Origin of the sequence: Candidatus Formimonas warabiya, assembly GCF_002777255.1 — a bacterium.
Taxonomy (GTDB): domain Bacteria; phylum Bacillota; class Dehalobacteriia; order Dehalobacteriales; family Dehalobacteriaceae; genus Formimonas; species Formimonas warabiya.
This window is the reverse complement of sequence record NZ_CP017634.1, coordinates 6,048,669-6,067,525: the sequence shown is the minus strand read 5'-3', so window position 1 is coordinate 6,067,525 and position 18,857 is coordinate 6,048,669. Positions and strand designations below refer to the sequence as shown.

Genomic DNA, 18,857 nt, shown 5'->3' with positions numbered 1-18,857 from the left:
GAGGGGGAAAATGTGACATGACCACCAAGCATATTTTTCACCTGAAGGAAGTAGTTGACATCAATATGCTCCAAGAGATTCAAGACCGTTTCTCGGAGGCCACGGGATTAGCTGCTATTATCGTTGACTACCAAGGTAAACCGGTGACGCAATATAGTAATTTCAACGCTTTTTGCAGCAGGGTGCGACAGATTGTCGCCGGCTGTTCCGGATGCGAAAAATCCGATGCCTATGCGGGGATTGAGGCCGTACGTTCCGGCCAACCATTTATTTATCGCTGCCACATGGGGTTGATAGATGTGACGGCACCTATTGTCGTTAACTCTCAATACCTGGGATGTATTATGACCGGACAGGTTTTGGTAGAAGAAGAAATACTGGATAGGCTGGAGTGGATCACCAAACCGAAAATAAACATGAAAGATTATCCCGAATTAGAAGAACTGTACAACAACATTAAATTAATCTCCCTGAAAAAAGTAGAGGCCTCCGCTCAACTCCTCTTTGTCATCGCCAACTATATTGCGGAAAAAGGTGTGATGAGCATCGTGCAGCAACAACTAAATAGCCAAAATATGCGCCTTTTGGAGGAAACAAGGGCGAGAGCAGATCTGGAGAAAGCCTTAAAAGAAGCAGAACTGAAAGCCCTGCAATCACAAATTAACCCCCACTTCCTTTTCAATACCCTGAACACGATTAGCCGGCAGGCTCTTTTGGAAGGGGCCACGAAAACCTCGGAAATTGTTTTTGCCCTGGCGGAGCTTTTACGGGGGAGCCTGCATAAAATCGGCCAGTCTGCCACCTTAGCGGAAGAACTGGCCTACATCAAAAACTACCTGTTCATCAAGGAAAACTATATGCGTGACCGCATTAAAATCAAGATTGATGTAGACAAAAGCTGTCTTGACACGGCGATTCCCCTTTTCACGCTGCAGCCCCTGGTGGAAAATGCCCTTGTGCACGGCCTGGAACCGAAAGAAGAAGGAGGTTCTCTCACCATCAAAGCGACCAAACAGAATAATGTCATCCATTTGGAAATCATCGACGACGGCCTGGGCATTCCTCCCGAAGTGGTGGAGGAAATCTTAAACTTAAAATCTCCCACTTCCAGGCGTAATAATCTCACAGGATTGGGTATGGGCAACGTTTTTAAGCGATTGCACTATTATTTTGGCGCTGATTTCCAATGGGATTTAAAAAGCAAACTGGGCAAAGGAACCCGGATTTTTCTTTCTTTGCCTGCTCAGCCTCAAAAGGTGGGATACAAATGATTAAGGTTATGGTGGTAGACGACGACCCCTTGGAAGGGGAAACCATTCACTTTTTATTTGCCAAAGAACGGCCGAAAGTACAGTATATCGGCCAAGGCTTATCCGGACATATGGGGATCGAACTGGCCCAAAAAACAAAACCCCATATCGCTTTTGTGGACATTAAAATGCCTGGAATCGACGGGCTATTGACGACCAAGCTCTTAAAGGAGATGGATCCTGCCCTGAAGATCGTGATCATCACAGCATTTGATGAGTTCGATTTTGTGCTTAAGGCATTAAAAATGGGGGCAAGCGACTACCTGCTTAAACCGGCCCGGCCCCAAGAAATCCTTCATGTGATAGACAAGCTCTGTGAAGATCTCCAAAAAAGTTCCTCCTCATCCAAGGATCATGAAATAGCGCAGAATGCTCCATTCTTTGTCTCAGCTGGAGAAAGAAATGAGCTGCCATATGAAAAGCTTACTCAGCAAGTACAGTCCGGCGAAATCGAAACGGCACGTGAATCCCTGGCTAATTTTTGGCAAGAACTGAAAACGGCAACGAAGGGTAATATACATCTCACCCGTTCCTGTTCCATGGAATTAGCAACAGCCATTCTCCATTCACCAACTATAGAATGTAATACCCCCGAGGCCTTGGCCCTGGCCCACCGTTCTTTTATCAACGGTATGACTGCGGCTCAAACCTTAAACAATATGGAAGCATGCCTAAAAGAATTTATCGAAAATTGTTTAAAAGTTTTTTGTCACTATTCCTTTGATCCGGGATATGAGTTAATTTCCCGGGCGAAAGATTTTATGGAAAAAAATTCTCATAAAAACATTACCCTGGAAACCGTGGCAAAAGAAATCCATTTAAGCCCTTTTTATTTCAGCCGGCTTTTCAAAGAAAAGACAAGTGTTAATTTTGTCGACTATCTCATTGAACTGCGCCTGGAAAAAGCCCGTCTGGCTTTACTGACCAGCAACGATACCGTGGCATCAATTGCAAAAAAAATAGGCTATGCAGAGGTAAATTCATTTAGCCGGCTTTTTAAGAACCGGTTAGGTGTAAGCCCCAGTGCATACCGATTGAGCAATAAAAATTACGAACAGAAAAATATTTAATTTTTATATAAAAAGGGAACCTCTCCGGTTCCCTAAATTAATATCAAGCTGGATAATTTTTACGCTTCAATACTGACTTTATATTCCCTTAACCAGTAATCCACCTGAATCAAAAAAGCGAATAATTGAGGCACATTCATCAATTGACCGAACCAGGGCATATTCATGTCTGTCCGGGCAGACAAAGCCAAATCTCTTACCGCCTGGGTATTGATCAAGGGGAGTAGAGGCGAGGATTTATCCTCCAAAACCCGGAGCATCCAGGCGCGCATTACCTCCAAATAGGCGGGGTTATGGGTTTTCGGAAAAGGACTCTTTTTTCTCCACAGTACATCTTCGGGAAGAGTGCCCTTTAAAGCCTGCCTGAGCAAACCCTTTTCCCGATTTCCGTAAGTTTTCATTTCCCAGGGAATATTCCAGACATATTCCACTAAGCGATGATCACAAAAGGGCACCCGCAATTCCAATCCGGTAGCCATACTCATGCGGTCCTTACGGTCCAACAGGGTGGGCATCCACCGGGTCAGGTTTAAGTAAAACATTTCCCGCATCCGGGCCTCCTCCGCAGCATCTCCGGCGAAACGGGGAACCTCGTTTAATGCCTCCCGGTAGCGTTCCGCCATATATTCTTGGGGTTTGATCAAGTTCAGCAATTCCCCCGAAAAAAGGCGGGTACGCTCCGCTAACCTGCGCACCCAGGGAAATGTATCTAGATTAGTTTCATCCCGCCGGAAAAACCAGGGATATCCTCCAAACACTTCATCGGCACATTCTCCCGACAGTCCCACGGTAGCCAGTTTTTTTACCTCACAGCTAAAGAGGTAGAGAGAAGAGTCAACATCCGTCATCCCGGGCAAATCCCGGGCCAGCACAGCGGGAATCAAAGAGTTCGCTAACTGGGGGGTATCGATAAAACAATAGGAATGATTGGTCCCTAAAAAGTCGGAAACGACTTTTACCCAGGGAGCATCGGCATTGGGCTGAAACTCGTTCACAGAAAAATATTTATCATTCCCCACATAATCGATGGAGAAGGTTCTGATGGGATCTTTCCCTTCCTTTCGATATACTTCTGCCGCCACCATGGTAATGGCACTGGAATCCAATCCGCCGGAAAGCAGGGTACAAAGGGGCACATCAGACACCAACTGGCGTTTGATGGCGTCGAAGACCAGTTCCCGGACAGTGGCTACTGTTGTGTCTACATCTTCTTCATGGGGGCGGCTTTCCAGAGACCAGTATTGGTTCACCCGGATCCCCTGGCGGTTTACGATCATGCTGTATCCCGGCTTTAATTCCGATATGCCGCTGAACACACCGTGCCCCGGCGTCCTTGCCGGCCCCATGACGAATATTTCCGCCAGCCCTTCCCGGTTTATTTTAGGAAAAACTTTCGGGTGGGCTAAAATAGCTTTTATTTCCGAGGCAAAGAAAAAGGACGGGCCCTGTTCACTGTAAAATAAGGGTTTTACCCCGATCCGGTCCCGGGCCAAAAACAAATGCTGCTTGTTTTCATCCCAGATGGCAAAGGCAAAAATGCCGTTAAATTTTTCCACGCATGTTTCTCCCCACTCCAGATAGGAGCATAAGAGCACTTCCGTATCCGACCAGCCCTGAAAGGTATAACCCCGGGACAATAACTCCTGGCGAATATCTTCCGTATTATACAATTCTCCGTTATAAACAAGGACATACAGGAATTCTCCTCTTTGGCGGGACATGGGCTGTTTTCCCCCTTCCGGGTCAACAACAACCAACCGCCGGTGCCCAAAGGCCACGTGTTTAGACAACCAGTATCCTGAGGCATCCGGCCCTCGGGGGATGAGTGTGTCCGCCATGGAGCTAATCACCTGATACTGATCAGAAAGATCCCTTGTAAAATCCATCCACCCAACAATTCCGCACATGAATTTTTCACCCTCCCCAATAATAAGGCGCCCTGAGAGAATTTGCTTGCGAACAGGACGCCCTTGCCCTTAAATCTTTAGTTCGATTTAATATATGCGGAGAAGGTTTTGTTGGTGCGTGAAAAAAGCCCGGGGAGCGATTCCCGGGCTTTTCTGCAATTTATTCGGATACCTTATTCTTTATCGGCGCTTTTTTTCTGCCAATCTTCAATGGCTTTATGCAGGGCATCCGCCGCCAAATTAGAGCAGTGTTTTTTCTGGGGAGGCAGGCCATTCAGCGCTTCGGCAACAGAATTATTGGTAATCTCCATGGCCTCGTCAATCGTTTTGCCTTTGGCCAGTTCCGTCATCATGCTGCCGCTGGCCACGGCGGCTCCGCAGCCAAAAGTCATATATTTGACATCTTCCAGTTTTCCTTCATTCACTTTAATATATACCCGGAGAATATCCCCGCAGGTTATATTACCTACTTCACCTACTCCACTAGCATCAGGAATTTCCCCTACGTTCCGGGGGTTTTCGAAGTGGTCCATCACCGTTTGATTATACATAACACTTTACTCCTCTCATTAAAAATATGGGATCAAACCGTTTTCTTTTGCGCTAAAGGAGAGAAACTGCGGAAACGGGCCACAATTTCCGGCAGTACATTTAAAACATAATCAATGTCCTCTTCCGTATTGTCCCTGCCTAAGGTAATACGGATGGATCCATGAACCAGTTCCTGGGGCAGACCTGTCGCCACCAGTACATGGGAAGGCTGGAGGGAACGGGAACTGCACGCTGACCCGGAGGAAATGGCAACTCCTTTCATGTCCAGGCTCAATAACAAAGATTCTCCTTCCACATAGGCAAAGCTAAAATGGGCATTATGGGGCAGGCGTTTTTCCGGATGTCCGTTTAGCCTGACGTCGGAAATCTTTTCCATAACCCCCTGGATCAACTTGTCTCTTAATTGCTTAACCCGAATATTGTCGGTTTCCAAATCCCGGGCGGCCAGCTCAGCCGCTTTCCCAAAACCGATAATGCCCAAGGTATTTTCCGTGCCGGAGCGCAGCTTTTTCTCCTGACCCCCACCATGGATCAGTGGTGACACCCGGACGCCTTTTCGCTTGTAAAGGGCGCCAATTCCTTTCGGCCCATAAATCTTATGCGCGGAAAGAGTAAGCAGGTCGGCACCTAAGTCATCTACATTTACCGGTATTTTTCCCACCGTTTGGACACAGTCCGTATGGAAGAAAACCCCATGTTCTTTGGCGATCTCGCTGATTTCTTCCACAGGTTCAATGGTCCCGTTTTCATTATTGGCATGCATCACGCTGATTAAGACGGTGTCTTTGCGAATTTCTTTTTTCACCTGGTCCGGGTCAACCATACCATACTGATCTACCGGCAAAAAAGTAACATCATATCCCGCTTTGGCCAGTTGGATGCAGCTGTCCAGAACCGCATGGTGCTCCACGGAAGAGGTAATAATGTGCCGGCCTTTTTTGCTGTTTGCGTAAAGGGTGCCAAAGACAGCAATATTATCCGCCTCCGTTCCCCCCCCGGTAAAATAGATTTCCTCAAACTTCGCCCCAATTAAATCGGCTACTTTTTGCCGGGCCTCATCCACATACTTTTTCGCTTCCCGGCCAAAATAATGTAAACTGGACGGATTTCCAAAAACTTCTTTCATCACATCAGACATCACGGATATCACTTCAGGATGAAGGGGGGTCGTTGCTCCATGATCCATGTATATTCGTTTCATTGCTTTCACTCCTTAACGTTTATTTTGCCACTTCTCCTGTTACAATACACCTGTAAAACAACCATCCTATTTAAACTACTCTATTTTTTGAATAAATAATCGAAACCAATGATCTTCCGGCTCGATATTTAAGATTTTATGGCCCTCTTCTTTGATACTTTCCGGAACACTCATGATCGGTTCACCTTGATCCAAAATTACTTCCAATACTTGGCCTTCCTCCAAATCCTCAAGAGCCAGTTTTGCTTTCACATAGTTCACTGGACAGGACACACCTCTTAAATCCAGGGATTTGTCCGGGTTCAAGCTTACATCGCTCCCTTCTATAGATGATAAAAGCCAGGTCTGCTCAGCCTCTCTATCTTACCATCCTTTTATCTCATTAAGATCATAGGGGGTTGCCTGATAGACATAATTCAACCAGTTATAATACAACAGGTTGGCGTGCCCCCGCCACCTTACGATAGGTTCTCCCTTCGAGTCATTTTCCGTAAAATAGTTTTCCGGCATTTTAATCTTCAACCCCAGGTTTACATCCCTCATATATTCCATCTTTAGCGTGAGGGGATCATATTCCGCATGACCGGTGGCAAAAATCTGCCGTCCCTCTTTGGCCTCCACTAGAAAGACCCCTGCCTGATCCGACTCCGCTAAAATCTCCAGTCCGGGAACTTTCTCGATGTCCTCCCGCCTTACTTCCGTATGCCGGGATTGAGGAACATAAAAAATATCATCAAATCCTCTTAATAAGTAGCTTCCCTGGATACAGACCCGATGGGGAAACACACCGAATATTTTTTCCGGCAGCAGGTATTTCGGTATGCCATAGTGGTAATAAAGCCCGGCCTGGGCTCCCCAGCAAATGTGTAAAGTTGATGTCACATGGGATTTGGAATATTCCATGATCTGGGTTAGTTCTTCCCAATAATCAACCTCTTCGAAGTTCATTGTTTCTACCGGCGCACCGGTGATAATCATGCCGTCGAAGGTGAGATCCCGAATATCGCTGAGACTGTTGTAAAAACTAAGTAGGTGTTCTTCCGGGGTATTTTTCGATTTATAGGTTTCGGTACTGATCAGTTTGATCTTTACTTGCAGCGGGGTATTTCCCAACAGTCGAATCAGCTGGGTTTCCGTAACAATTTTCGTCGGCATCAAATTAACGATGGCAATTTCCAAAGGGCGAATATCCTGATGTGAAGCTTGGCTTTCATCCATAAAAAATATATGTTCCCGTGTTAAAGTGTCCCGAGCGGGCAAATCATTTGGAATAACTACCGGCATTTTTATGTTTCCTCCCATGCAGCTATTAAATATCCATTCATTTCTGTAAGACTAGTGTTAAATTTGGGATTTTATGTTTTTGCTCTCATTTTCAGTGATTCATTTACCAGGTCTTCTAAGGTAAAGGAATCCAGGGCCTCTGCCATCGAGTCTCTCACTTTCTCCCAAACAACTCTCGTCACGCAAGAGTCGGCCCGTTCACATTCTTCGGGATAGTGTTCACTGACACATGCTACCGGAGCGATGGGCCCCTCCAGCGCCCGAACCACATCACCAACGGTGATGTCTTTAGGATGCTTTACCAAAATATACCCACCTTGAGCGCCTCGAACGCTTCTGACCAATCCCGCCCTTTTCAAAGGGATCATTAATTGTTCCAAATAACCTTCGGACAAGCCTTGCCGTTCAGCAATGCTGTTCAAGGAAATGGGCTGATTTTCCTGGTTAATCGCCATATCTAAAATAGCTCTTAACCCATAGCGGCCTTTTGTGGATATGTTCACTTTTTCACCTCACAATCGCCAAGAGAAAGCATCAATCCCTAGTAACTCTATTATATTTATACACAATATATACCTCTTTTTACGAACCTTTGTCAATACTATTTTAAAAATTTTTTATGAATATTTCATGGACTTGGGTATTTTGGTACCAAGGCTTGTATTTTATTCCCTGCTCATGGCGAAATTCCTTTAAAAAAGAAATATAAATATGATATCTTATAGGAAAAGAAAAGAGAATCTGCCCTTTCTGAAGTTGGAGCCAGATCATACAGGGAAACGAATAGGAGAAGAAAAATGAATGTTTTGATAAAACAAGCCGGTACAGATGATATCAATAACATTACTGCCTTAACCATGCGGCTGCATAAAGAGTATGCGCATACCGCGGGGTATTATGATTGGGATGAATTTGAGAATGCATTGAGAAACTATTATGCATCGAATTTTCCAAATGGCTCTTGCTACAGCTTTATTGCCCTAGATGATGAAACAGCTGTTGGAACAGCCGTTGTTTCTTGTTATTACGATTGTCCAACCCCTCACAATCCCACAGGTAGATCTGCCGTATTAACAGGCATGTATATTTTACCGGCGTATCGTCAAAAAGGTGTCGGATTCAAATTATTGGAAAAAATCATGTCTCATACCCAAAGCCTCGGTTATCTAAGAGTAACTCTTACTGCTACCGAAGAAGGCAAAAGACTCTACAGTAAATTTGGGTTTCAGCCGGTGGAGGGCGAAATGCGCTATCGGTTTCGCTCTGTCTAATGTGCGGCATCATTTCTTTTGCCAGAGCAATAAAAAAACAGTCCGGACGAATCCGGACTACATTTTTAAAAGCTATTCACTTCTGTATCAGCAATGCAAAATTCAGCCCATAAAAAACATTGCTTACCAAAGTCCTTGGGGCAAACCCGATTATTTAAATTCCGCAAGTGCTTTGCCCAAAGCTCCGTTATGAACCAGTTCCATAGCCCTGTTGAACCTGTTTAATCCATAAGGCCAGTAATCGTCATGGGATTTTCCCGTAGCAATCTGCAGAACTGCCCAATAAGTCCAGAGAGCGTCACAGAGGAAGCGATTAATAATTAAAAGCCCGTATTCTTTCTCGGTAATGTCTCTGCCAAAGTACTCTTTTAATAAGAACCTTTCTTGGTCCGGGCTTAACTCAGCTTCAATAGCCAGGGCGCCCAAATCGAACATGGGCTGATTGTTTCCCGCATATTCCCAGTCGATCAGATAGAACCCTTTGTTATCGTCCAGCCAGTTTTCGCAGAGAGGATCGTTATGGCAAGGAGCCAATTCTTGGGGATATTTGTCGAAGGCCGCTTTAATCTCTTCCACCTTTTCCAACATCTTGTCTGCGCCTTCATAGACCGCAAAATTCTTTTCCTTGAGATAGTTAATATAAACATAGGTTTCTTTTAAAGGATTGAAATCCGCTTTAAATGATCTGCCGCAAGTATGGTATTTTCTAAACACTTTCGCTGCCTTGGAAAGGTATTCGGCATTTTCTTTAAAATCAGGGATGTGCAGAGTCTTACAGTCGTCAATATATTTGCAAACCTGGTGGCCGTATACTTCATCATAGTAAATGATTGGGGCGTTGATACCGATATCGGACATAATCTGGGCGTTGTATTTTTCGGCCGGACGATCCAGATATTCGTTGGTGCCAGGGCCGGCGACACGCACCGCATAAGTTACCCCATCAACAGTAACCTTAAAGTTGTAATTTGTTAATCCACCGGGCAATACTTCAATCCCAGTAACCTGGGCATTCTTTTCCGCAAATTCCGGAACCTTGCTGAGAATTTCAAATATGCTTCCAATATGCTCCAAACTTACGGAAGAATCTACGACAATTTTGTTCTCCATGATTTCCTCTCCATTTCTTATGCAAATTTTTGACCCTGCTTAATCCTACGGCAAAAAACTTAAAGAATAGATCATCCGTCAGCAACCTGTATTACTTCTCTATCCGCCTCCCTTGTGCTCCAATATTAAACTGAGTAATTAAGCCTTGGGCTCATTTTTCAACAGATCACATTGCTTCAATGTCTCCTAAAAATCTAGAATATTATTAAGCAATTTTCATGCCGGAATTGGTCCCTTTGCAAGAAAAAAAATCAAAATTGCAAATGACCGGCGTGAAAGGAATTGCACGAATTCCAGGTCTGATTATCTCTTTCTTCGACAAGATGTGATCGTATATTCCCTCCATCAGTCGAGTCGGCTCAGACTTAAAATCAGTCACTTATAACTTAAAAAAGCCCAAAGGGCTTTTCGGGATCCGGGTATCCGTTACCGGTTACCGGGTAAACCAATTCATCAACATCACCTTACTTGCCGATACCTGCCTGATTCCAAAAACTTTCTGGTAAAGTAAAAGGGCTGTGCAGACAGCCCCTTTGTCTTTGATCTATGCCCTGATTAAAAATACCGGTTCGCTCCCTACTTTTTTACTTTGAACTGATGGAGCATGGATAAAAGCTTTTCCCCCATAGCTGCCATTTCTTCCGCCGAGGCAGCAATTTTCTGTACACCAGCGGCGGATTCCTCAACCACTGCGGACATGTTTTCCGCCGCATGGGCTACTTCATCGGTACTCCCTAAGGCTTCTTTCGCTACACCCACAATTTCCTGAACCGTATCTGCGTTTTCATTTGCCAAATCAGAAATTGCCCCAAAGGCTTGCTTTGCTTCCCCCGTCATGCTACCCCCCTGGCGGACGGCCTCTACCGCATACTTGGTATCTCCTTTGATCATGGCAATAATCTGGGAAATTTCTTTTGTGGCACTGCCGGATCGCTCAGCCAATTTTCGCACTTCATCGGCCACCACGGCAAATCCCCGTCCGTGTTCCCCGGCCCGGGCTGCCTCAATCGCGGCATTCAAAGCAAGCAAATTGGTCTGATCGGCAATCTCATCAATTACGGCAATAATCTCACTGATCTTTTGTGTACTTTCATTCAGCTTCTGCATATTTTCCGTTATGGATTGCATCCCCTGGTCTACGCCTAATACCACGGTTTCCCCGTTTTTAGCCGTATCTTTTACTTTATCGGCCACGGAAACAGCCGCTTCAGCACGATCCACCACTTTATTATTTGCTGTGGCAAGTTTGTGGCTGGAGTGGGTTACCTGCTGGAGTTGGCCGGATTGTTCCTGGGCCCCGGCAGAAATCTGCTGGGTGCTGGCGGACAGTTGTTGCGCCGTGGCCGCCAAGTTTTCCGCACTATCCTGAATTTGGTTCACCAACTGGGACAAATTCAGGTTAAGCTGATGAAAGGAATGGGCCAATATGCCTATTTCATCTTTGCGCGCCAAAAATTCCCGAGGCACATCCTGACTCAAATCTCCTTGGGCCACAATACTGGCATGGGCCGCCGCCAAACTAATGGGGCGAGCAATACTCTTCCCAATAAAAGCGCTGATCACAAGGGAAATAATTAAAAATATTGCCATGAGAAGGCAAATTTGAAAAAATAATTGGTCTACCCGGGCCATAACGTCGCTTTTAGGCACCGTAACAGCCACAAACCAACCGGTATTGGGCACCGGTGAAAAAGCCATGTATTTTTCGATCCCTTTGTACCTGTATTCGCCTGCACTTTTCTCACCCTTAATCATCCGTTTTTCCAAATCGATCAGCTTTGCAAGCTCCGGATCCTTTCCGTTTTTAATGCGATTTTCCCGGTTCAGCACCAGATTATAATCGGGGTGCGCAACGGTTGTGCCCTCCTTATTAATCATATATGCGTAACCGTTCTTCCCGTATCGGATCTCGGAAGTAATGGAATTTAAATGGGTAGCACTTAGCTCCGCTACTAAAACGCCGCGCACATTTTTGTCCTCACCAAAGATAGGTACTGCTTCCATGACCACAAGAGCGCTGGTATGGTCGCTCATCACAGGGTCCGTAACCGTTTCCTGGCCTGCTACAGCCTTCAAAAAACACTCCTGATCAGAAATATTGCTAATATTCCCATCGCTCATGCGGAGGATGCCATCTAGTGCGGCTACACCCATAGAGGCATATCCCAGGCGCTTTTCCTGGTCCTTCAGCAGCACAGCCAGTTTAGAAAAATCCATTGTTTTTACAGCTTCCATTTGAGTGACACCCTCTAAAACGGCTAAATCCCTTTGAACCTTGTTTGCGACTAGCTTGCTGGCATCATCCGCCTTTCCTCTCAGGGCCTCGTAAATGTTATCAACTAAGGCCTTAGAAGATTGAAGATAGGATATCAGTCCCAATCCCAGACAAACAAATAATAATAAGAAAAAAATCAATACCATGAGTTTCGTTTTGATACTTTGCGAGATCCGAAAAAAATTTCTTAAGTGAACCATGTTATTTTCGTCCTCCCTTCGATCCAAAACCCACTATACTTCCTGATTCCTTTTCTCTTCGGCGCTTAATACGGCCCTCATCAGCTTCAGGTCTACCCAAAATTTTAATAATTCCGGTGATACAATCCCTACCGCTTTCATTTTATCCCCAAATGCTTCCTGGGCCAGGTCCGGCCGCATGGAATCAGGGGCAGAGTCGTTCCTCATCTGTACCCTATCCCCGTCTAAGCTGCCTAATATCTTCGCTACATATTTTTGCGTTTCCTTGAAAGGGGGAATCCCTTGATATTTCTCCACATTTCCAGGACCGGCGTTATACGCCGCCAGCGCCAGCTTAACATCTCCGTCATAGCGATCCAGAAGAGAGCGCATATATTTAGCTGCTGCACCAATGTTTTCCTCCGGGTCGAAGGGATCCCGAACCCCTAACGAACGGCCGGTCTCCGGCATCAACTGCATCATACCCTGGGCTCCCGCATGGGACACGGCCCGAGGATTAAAATTGGATTCGGCTCTGGCCATGGCTTTCAATAGTCGGGGAGGCACGTTCCACTGTTCCCCTGCTTGAAGAAATAAAGAGTCAAACCTGGTATCACTCCCGTCAACCAGTGGACCCAGGGTCTGATGAAATGCCTTTCCTTCAGATATATTTTTTTGTACTTTCTGGACATCATGGGTTTCTATAGACCCTGTAGGGTTGACATGCATGGCTGACGTTCTCCTTTTACAGCAGTTTAATAAATTACATTTTCCACAAATATTTACATTTTCCTGCCTAAATTTCTACAGAAAATACCTGAATATGCATTTATGACACTTTTTTAATTTCTTTACCTTGATCGGGAAAAATTTCATGGAGCAGGAGGTAGGGGAAAACAAGAGAATATTAATAAAAGATGAACCTGTTTTACGGAGGCATTTTTATGGAAAGAGCAGATCATATCCGCATGGAAGAGCTCGAGCGGGGAAATGACACACTTAAGAAAGAGAATCAATTGTTGAGAACCATTCTTGATGCCATTCACGAATCCATCTTTGTGGTAAACGAAAAAGATGAAATTATTTTGTATAATACGGAATCGGAAAAAATGGAGGGGCTAAAGAGAAAGGATATTTTAGGGAAAAAAGAGGATGATGTGTATGCCCAGCCTTACTACTTTTCGGCGGAAGTAACAAAGAAGATCCTTCAAACAGGCAAACCCATGATTGAGCAACCCTATTGGTATAACTTAAATGACGGCAGAAAAATTAATATGATTTTTAGTGCCTTTCCCTTCTATTACCAGGGGGAAATCGCCGCCGTTTACGTGATATTTCGCAATATGAACCAGATTGGGGATTTTATCGCCCTTACCTTAGAGATGCAAAAAAAATTTATCCGGGAAGAAAAAGATCAGCAAACCAGGGCACCCTATCTTCTCGACGATGTGATAGGAATCAACAGCAAATTAAACCGGATCGTGATAGAAGCGCGCAGGATCGCTAGCCGCAACTCCCCTGTCCTGATTGTAGGAGAAACGGGAACTGGAAAAGAGCTGTTTGCGCAAGGGATCCATAATGCCAGCCTCCATTCTAAAGGACCCTTTATTCCCATTAATTGTGCCGCTATTCCAGATACACTTTTGGAAAGCGTACTCTTTGGAACGGTTAAAGGCGCTTTTACCGGTGCTACGGATATCCCCGGTCTATTTGAGCAGGCAGAAGATGGGACCGTTTTTTTGGATGAAATTAATTCCATGTCATTTTCTCTTCAGGGCAAACTGTTAAGAGTCCTGCAGGACAAATCGGTCCGAAGGTTGGGAAGCAAAACCGAGATACCGCTTGAGTGCAGGATAATCAGCGCTACAAATATCGATCCTGTTACTGCGGTGAAAGAGCAGATCCTTCGTTCCGACTTATATTTCCGGCTGGCAACCGTCACCATCAATATTCCTCCTCTCCGGGACAGAAATGAAGATATCAGAATCCTGGCCAGGTATTTCATCAAAAAATACAGTGTACAATTCGGCTTATTCATTAATGACATTTCTGCGGAACTGCTTCATTTTTTTGAACAATACCACTGGCCGGGCAATGTCCGGGAATTAGAGAACTTTATCGAAGGGGCGATGAATTTCGTGCAAAATGAGGACAGGATCCTCGGACTGCATCATTTGCCGGAATATTTCAGGGAAAGGCTGTTTCCTAAAAAAGAGGTTCCGAGCACCCTCACCCTCAAAGGTACCCTACAAAACACTTTGCTGGAAACGGAAAAACAGTTAATCAAAACGGCTCTCACACAAAACAAAGGAAATATTACGAAAACAGCGCAAGAACTAGGCATTTCCAGGCAAAACCTGCATTATAAACTGAAAGCCTTGGGTATTTCCGGCAATATATCCTTATAAAAGGAATTCAACTGTAAACAAATTTTTCATGAAAAAAATAATTACAGGTTATTTCATTGAAACAGCCTGTTAACCGTAAAATAATTTTTCAGTTAACAGGCTGTTTTTTTATGCTTTTCAAAAGGTTACACCCTTCAAAGTCCGTGCTCACAAGGCTTTTGGGGTTTTATGCAAGAGTGGCACAGAATTTGCTTTTATAAAATAATTAAAAATTTAAGGAGATGATCAAATGAAACTTCCTATGAAATTTCGGATCCTTACTTTTTTTGCGCAGGGCGAAACCATTTCAGACTCAGATGTTTTTAGCAGGATCAAAAAAGAATACGGCAGTGAACAACAATGCAACACCTCCATTATCAAGAACCATTTGCATTCTTTTCGGGCAAACTGTTTGCTGGAAGACGCTGATCCAGCATTAGATGAGACGGGGAAACTGGTGCAATATTATAAAATTACTGATTTAGGGAGGAAAAGGCTCAGCTTGCTGCCCTGGGAATACTCTCTCTAAAATTTGAAATGATGTTAAGTTGTAAAAAGGTGGCTTGTCTTAACCAGACCAGCCACCTTTTGTTTTTTAAAAATGTTACCCTTCAAAAGTACTGTAAATTCCGGATCCTATGGCCAAATAACTGATTAAATCTATTCCCGCCTGCCAGGTACCCAGTTCCGGAGCATACCCGTATCTGTTAAGAATTTGATAGGCAAAACCTGCTGCCGCCAGCCAGAAGTATTTATTCTTCAATCTTTTTTTTAAATTTTCCGGCATCATGCTTCCCTCCTCAAAATTATTTAAATGCCTCACTAAGAGCCCATCCTAGGCAGAGCGTCAAAAAAGAAATAAACAAGGTTGTCCAAGTGGGCAACCTGTTGCGCAGATCATTGATCGTTTTCCACATTTCCGCATGACTTTCCCTGTTTTCCCGGGCATTCTCCTCAATCTTTTTGTCCAGGGCCCTAATGTCGGAACAGAAGCCGCTATGGTCCTTGCATACCTCATCGATACCCATTGCCGCCCCCTCCCTCTTTTAAGAATAAAAAGAGCCTTGAAGTTTCTCATAACATCCATTTTAGAGAAAAATAGTGTAAAAGTTTTTCCCCAGTATGGGAAAAAGAACCGGTAATTAAAACGCCCCGTTTTCTTCTTTTATACTTGGTATCCGTTAATACCGTGCCGCCGGATTTACTAAGGTACGGCACGCAAGTATTTTACTGTTTGGCAATTGTTCCGCACCTCTTCTTTTGTCCGTTTCCTAGATGTTACTCCATTATTAACGACTTTTAAATGGCAATGTGTCCTCTCATAAAATAAAAGTAGAGAGCAAATAATATAGTTTGAAGAATAACAATAGGAATACCTTTTTTAAGCATTTCGCGTTGGCTCAGGCCATAACTCGCGGAAACAGCTAATCCACCATTAGAAAATATCGTTAGATAAGATAAGCTGATCGCTTTAGTCATTAACACATACAGCCAAATTATATCAGTAAATTGACTTGCCATAACTATGGGCAGAAATATAAGAGACATACCACTGTCGGTTATCCCCAAATGTATTATAGAAATTACTACAAATACAGTAATAATACCTAATAATGAATAAACATAAGTAGGAATTACGAATTGGAAATGGGATGCTACATACTGGTTGACAAGTACTCCAAGTATAACTGAGGCAGTCCAAATGTAAATAGCTTTAAAAGGAAGCTTTTTAAAATCATCAAGACTAAGTCTTGATAACAAAATACTTAAAACTGCTAATCCTACGGTATACCATTGCAGTTGAGTATAAAAAATTGTAGCCATGCCTACTATGACTACAATCCAAGTTAATACATTGGCCCAATTGACGTTTAGCTTTTCTTGTAATAACGGTTTAACTATAACAGGTGATAGGACTTTAAAATAGAGCCATACTAGTGTTAAAATACAAGCTAATAATGTTGGAGCCCAAAATAGCTTTGCCCATATTATCATATCAAGTGGTCTGTTTAGATATTGCGTAAGTAACGTCCAGGAGACGATAGTGTCGCCGCCACCAAAATATGTCCATTCGCTGCCGACCATATTACCCCATGTAACTGCGATTAGTATTTCCCCTTTATTAAGTTTTCGTGATGTAGCGTAAACAAGTGCTATCGGGATCAGAATCATGGCTAATGTTGTGTCTAAAGTAAACGCGCTAAGGACTGTCGATATTAGAAACCATGCTATCATGATAATTTTATTATCAATAATTTTATTTAGTGGCCTTGTTATAATACTTAATAGACCAGATTTCTCTCCGGAGAGCACTAAAGTTGTCAAAGATAGCATCAGTAAAATATTAATACCTAATTTAATTAAAACATCGGTAGTCATTTTTTACCTCAATCCTTAAATTTTCATTTAATTAACATGATTCTGTCGTTATACCAACCTTTATAATTTTTATTTGCCTTTTTTATTAGCTCATTATCAATTTCAATCAAAGCATCACGAAATAACTTGTTTGAGAATTCACCTTTGGCTTCCCAAATAACGACCATAACACAATTTGGGTTGACTAATCGCATTAGTTCTAATGAGAAATAAGTAATATTTCTGACGCTCGGCCATGATAGAACAATAACATCAATGTTTTTACCATATTTTACTATTGCATCAAGACAATCAATATCCTCGATATCTGTCCAGTAGTTTTTTCCTATATTCCAGTCGCCAGTATAGCAAAAGTTATCTGTCGGTTTGATGTTTATCCCTGACCTTTGTAAAAAGTATGATAATGCTCCGCATCCTGCCATAATTTCTAGACACTTTTTATTCTTTAGAAATTTTACTAGGTGCTTTAACCAATCCCAATACAATAAACAGAAACCAGTTTTGGATAACATTTCTCTACCAAGTTTATTATCATAAAACTCCATTGGTATATCCAAATGAATAAAGTTATCAGGAAGTTTTTTATTGTCTACCAATTTTTTCAACTGAGTTAGATTTCTTTTCGTTTCAATAATCATTGAATGCCTCCATAACCATCTGGATAAGCGCATGTACAATTTAGTATTTTATTCCTCATTTCTTGCTTAACTCTGTCTTCGTTATAATCATAAATCGTACCAAACTTATATTTATTAAGGAATGGACATGGAATGATATTCCCGCACTCATCTATTCCCACTCTATCTGCGATTCTATGAAGTGTCTCACAATAAGTTGACTTAGTTCTAATTGAGCATTTTGATACTTGGGCGTTTGGCTTACGACTCCCTATTATCCTGGCTATCTCTTTTTCATTTAGATTATTCTTTAATACCAACCCTCTGCCTATTGGCGCTACAAATTGCATTTCTAACTGAACACCCAAAAGTATCGTAACAAAGTCAATGAAGTTCTCGAGACTTTTAAATGTATATTGTCCCATAATTACGCTCATCACAATAACCTTATATCCTTTACTCTTTTGAGTTTGTATAAAATTAATGGCTTTATCAAAAACTCCGCTGCCTCTAATAGCGTCATGTGATTTTTTTAGACCGTCTAAGCTTACTTGAAAAGTAATATTCTTTGTGGATAAACCAAAATCCGGAATTCCAAAAGTACCATTAGTATTTATTTGAATATTCCATCCTTTATTTACTGCATGTTGCGTAAGCTTATGGGTTTTATCATAAATAGGGGAACCTAATGGCTCCCCTCCTGTAATTTTTAACCCAGACATATGAGGAAAAGTATCTAGAAATTTTATAACATCCTCTATTGGAGCTTCATTATTGTTAGCTTTGCTTGCATCTTTAAAACAATGCGGACAGATTAAATTGCACCAGTTACTTATAATATATACAGCATCCGTAATCATAGTTTAGCCTCCTAAGCCGTAGGCAGAATATCTCCATTTTTGTCATAGCCAAGTTTAGATAGCTCTATATAAACTAAAGGCTGTAACGAAACCGGGACCTGATCGAAAGTTTTTAATTTTGTAAATATCAGTTTGCAAAATAAACGTACCATTGATTACACCTCCTTAATCTGGTTGAGTCAGTGATACTAATAAGATGTAGATATCTGAAATAGCGTCCATAATAATTAATTGGTTATTTTGCAGTTCTTTTAATGATAAATCAGCAATTTTCGGTATTTCTGAAAAAGTATCAGTTGTAGTATCATAAAAATCTCCTTCATGGACTTCTCCTTTTTCAGTGATATCTAACAAAACAATATTAGGAGCAAAAGTCGGAGCTTCCTCGGCATCGAAAATCCAATACGCTTTATTGTCAATAATCTGAGCAAATTTTTTCATTATCAACAGTCTCC

At 42.8% G+C, this 18,857-nt stretch carries 20 protein-coding genes; 5 read left to right on the top strand and 15 right to left on the bottom strand.

The features are described 5' to 3' along the window. Positions 1–17: 17 nt before the first annotated feature. Together DCMF_RS27285 and DCMF_RS27280 are read left to right on the top strand one after the other, a co-directional pair. Positions 18–1,271 carry a sensor histidine kinase gene (locus tag DCMF_RS27285; RefSeq protein WP_214658946.1) on the top strand — a complete coding sequence of 418 codons (1,254 nt, stop codon included), beginning with the start codon at positions 18–20 and terminating at the stop codon, positions 1,269–1,271. Beyond that, entirely contained in the window at positions 1,268–2,380 is a 1,113-nt protein-coding gene (locus DCMF_RS27280) for a response regulator transcription factor (RefSeq protein WP_214658945.1), read from the top strand. The genes DCMF_RS27285 and DCMF_RS27280 overlap by 4 nt, the downstream gene beginning before the upstream one ends. 59 nt (positions 2,381–2,439) lie before the next feature. On the opposite strand, the gene asnB is transcribed toward DCMF_RS27280, so the two are convergent. From asnB to DCMF_RS27250, 6 genes are all read right to left on the bottom strand, one after another. Then, the gene (asnB, locus tag DCMF_RS27275) at positions 2,440–4,287 is read right to left on the bottom strand and encodes an asparagine synthase (glutamine-hydrolyzing) (protein ID WP_148137361.1); all 1,848 of its coding nucleotides are present in this window, start codon (positions 4,285–4,287) and stop codon (positions 2,440–2,442) included. A 173-nt stretch (positions 4,288–4,460) separates the two neighbouring features. Next, the gene (gene nifU / locus DCMF_RS27270; RefSeq protein ID WP_148137360.1) at positions 4,461–4,838 is read right to left on the bottom strand and encodes a Fe-S cluster assembly scaffold protein NifU; all 378 of its coding nucleotides are present in this window, start codon (positions 4,836–4,838) and stop codon (positions 4,461–4,463) included. A gap of 32 nt (positions 4,839–4,870) precedes the next feature. After that, positions 4,871–6,040 (bottom strand): cysteine desulfurase NifS, encoded by a 1,170-nt coding sequence (gene nifS / locus DCMF_RS27265; protein ID WP_148137359.1) that lies wholly within the window; start codon positions 6,038–6,040, stop codon positions 4,871–4,873. 75 nt (positions 6,041–6,115) lie between these two features. Continuing rightward, on the bottom strand, positions 6,116–6,346 hold the full coding sequence (locus tag DCMF_RS27260) for a sulfurtransferase TusA family protein (protein WP_148137358.1): 231 nt from the start codon (positions 6,344–6,346) through the stop codon (positions 6,116–6,118). A gap of 57 nt (positions 6,347–6,403) precedes the next feature. Further along, positions 6,404–7,324 carry a homoserine O-acetyltransferase MetA gene (gene metA / locus DCMF_RS27255; protein ID WP_148137357.1) on the bottom strand — a complete coding sequence of 307 codons (921 nt, stop codon included), beginning with the start codon at positions 7,322–7,324 and terminating at the stop codon, positions 6,404–6,406. 71 nt (positions 7,325–7,395) lie between these two features. After that, positions 7,396–7,827 (bottom strand): RrF2 family transcriptional regulator, encoded by a 432-nt coding sequence (locus tag DCMF_RS27250; RefSeq protein WP_148137356.1) that lies wholly within the window; start codon positions 7,825–7,827, stop codon positions 7,396–7,398. A 294-nt stretch (positions 7,828–8,121) separates the two neighbouring features. On the opposite strand from DCMF_RS27250, the gene DCMF_RS27245 reads away from it, so the two are divergent. Beyond that, positions 8,122–8,595 (top strand): GNAT family N-acetyltransferase, encoded by a 474-nt coding sequence (locus DCMF_RS27245; RefSeq protein WP_148137355.1) that lies wholly within the window; start codon positions 8,122–8,124, stop codon positions 8,593–8,595. A 150-nt stretch (positions 8,596–8,745) separates the two neighbouring features. On the opposite strand, the gene DCMF_RS27240 is transcribed toward DCMF_RS27245, so the two are convergent. The 3 genes from DCMF_RS27240 to DCMF_RS27230 form a co-directional block, all read right to left on the bottom strand. Further along, positions 8,746–9,705, bottom strand: coding sequence for a choline kinase family protein (locus DCMF_RS27240; protein ID WP_148137354.1), 960 nt, complete (start codon positions 9,703–9,705; stop codon positions 8,746–8,748). A gap of 576 nt (positions 9,706–10,281) precedes the next feature. After that, positions 10,282–12,180: a methyl-accepting chemotaxis protein gene (locus DCMF_RS27235; protein ID WP_148137353.1), complete on the bottom strand. Its 1,899-nt coding sequence runs from the start codon at positions 12,178–12,180 to the stop codon at positions 10,282–10,284. Positions 12,181–12,213: 33 nt separating this feature from the next. Beyond that, positions 12,214–12,888 carry a lytic transglycosylase domain-containing protein gene (locus tag DCMF_RS27230; RefSeq protein ID WP_148137352.1) on the bottom strand — a complete coding sequence of 225 codons (675 nt, stop codon included), beginning with the start codon at positions 12,886–12,888 and terminating at the stop codon, positions 12,214–12,216. A 215-nt stretch (positions 12,889–13,103) separates the two neighbouring features. Between DCMF_RS27230 and DCMF_RS27225 the strand changes: the two genes are divergently transcribed. Both DCMF_RS27225 and DCMF_RS27220 read left to right on the top strand, forming a co-directional pair. Beyond that, entirely contained in the window at positions 13,104–14,567 is a 1,464-nt protein-coding gene (locus DCMF_RS27225) for a sigma-54 interaction domain-containing protein (protein ID WP_148137351.1), read from the top strand. A 229-nt stretch (positions 14,568–14,796) separates the two neighbouring features. Further along, positions 14,797–15,075: a DNA-binding protein gene (locus DCMF_RS27220; RefSeq protein WP_148137350.1), complete on the top strand. Its 279-nt coding sequence runs from the start codon at positions 14,797–14,799 to the stop codon at positions 15,073–15,075. A gap of 75 nt (positions 15,076–15,150) precedes the next feature. Here the strand turns inward: DCMF_RS27220 and DCMF_RS27215 are convergent, their stop codons facing one another. The 6 genes from DCMF_RS27215 to DCMF_RS27190 all read right to left on the bottom strand — a co-directional run bounded on the left by DCMF_RS27215 (position 15,151) and on the right by DCMF_RS27190 (position 18,843). Beyond that, a complete protein-coding gene (locus tag DCMF_RS27215; protein ID WP_148137349.1) occupies positions 15,151–15,336 on the bottom strand; it encodes a phage holin family protein in 186 nt (61 codons plus the stop codon). A 16-nt stretch (positions 15,337–15,352) separates the two neighbouring features. Further along, the gene (locus DCMF_RS27210) at positions 15,353–15,574 is read right to left on the bottom strand and encodes a hypothetical protein (protein ID WP_148137348.1); all 222 of its coding nucleotides are present in this window, start codon (positions 15,572–15,574) and stop codon (positions 15,353–15,355) included. A 271-nt stretch (positions 15,575–15,845) separates the two neighbouring features. Further along, complete coding sequence (locus DCMF_RS27205) at positions 15,846–16,925, bottom strand: transporter permease (RefSeq protein WP_148137347.1); 1,080 nt, start codon at positions 16,923–16,925, stop codon at positions 15,846–15,848. 23 nt (positions 16,926–16,948) lie between these two features. After that, complete coding sequence (locus DCMF_RS27200) at positions 16,949–17,563, bottom strand: hypothetical protein (RefSeq protein ID WP_148137346.1); 615 nt, start codon at positions 17,561–17,563, stop codon at positions 16,949–16,951. Then, positions 17,560–18,402 carry a radical SAM protein gene (locus DCMF_RS27195; RefSeq protein ID WP_148137345.1) on the bottom strand — a complete coding sequence of 281 codons (843 nt, stop codon included), beginning with the start codon at positions 18,400–18,402 and terminating at the stop codon, positions 17,560–17,562. Before DCMF_RS27195 ends, DCMF_RS27200 begins: the two co-directional genes overlap by 4 nt. Positions 18,403–18,567: 165 nt before the next feature. Next, a complete protein-coding gene (locus tag DCMF_RS27190) occupies positions 18,568–18,843 on the bottom strand; it encodes a hypothetical protein (protein WP_148137344.1) in 276 nt (91 codons plus the stop codon). Positions 18,844–18,857 lie beyond the last annotated feature (14 nt).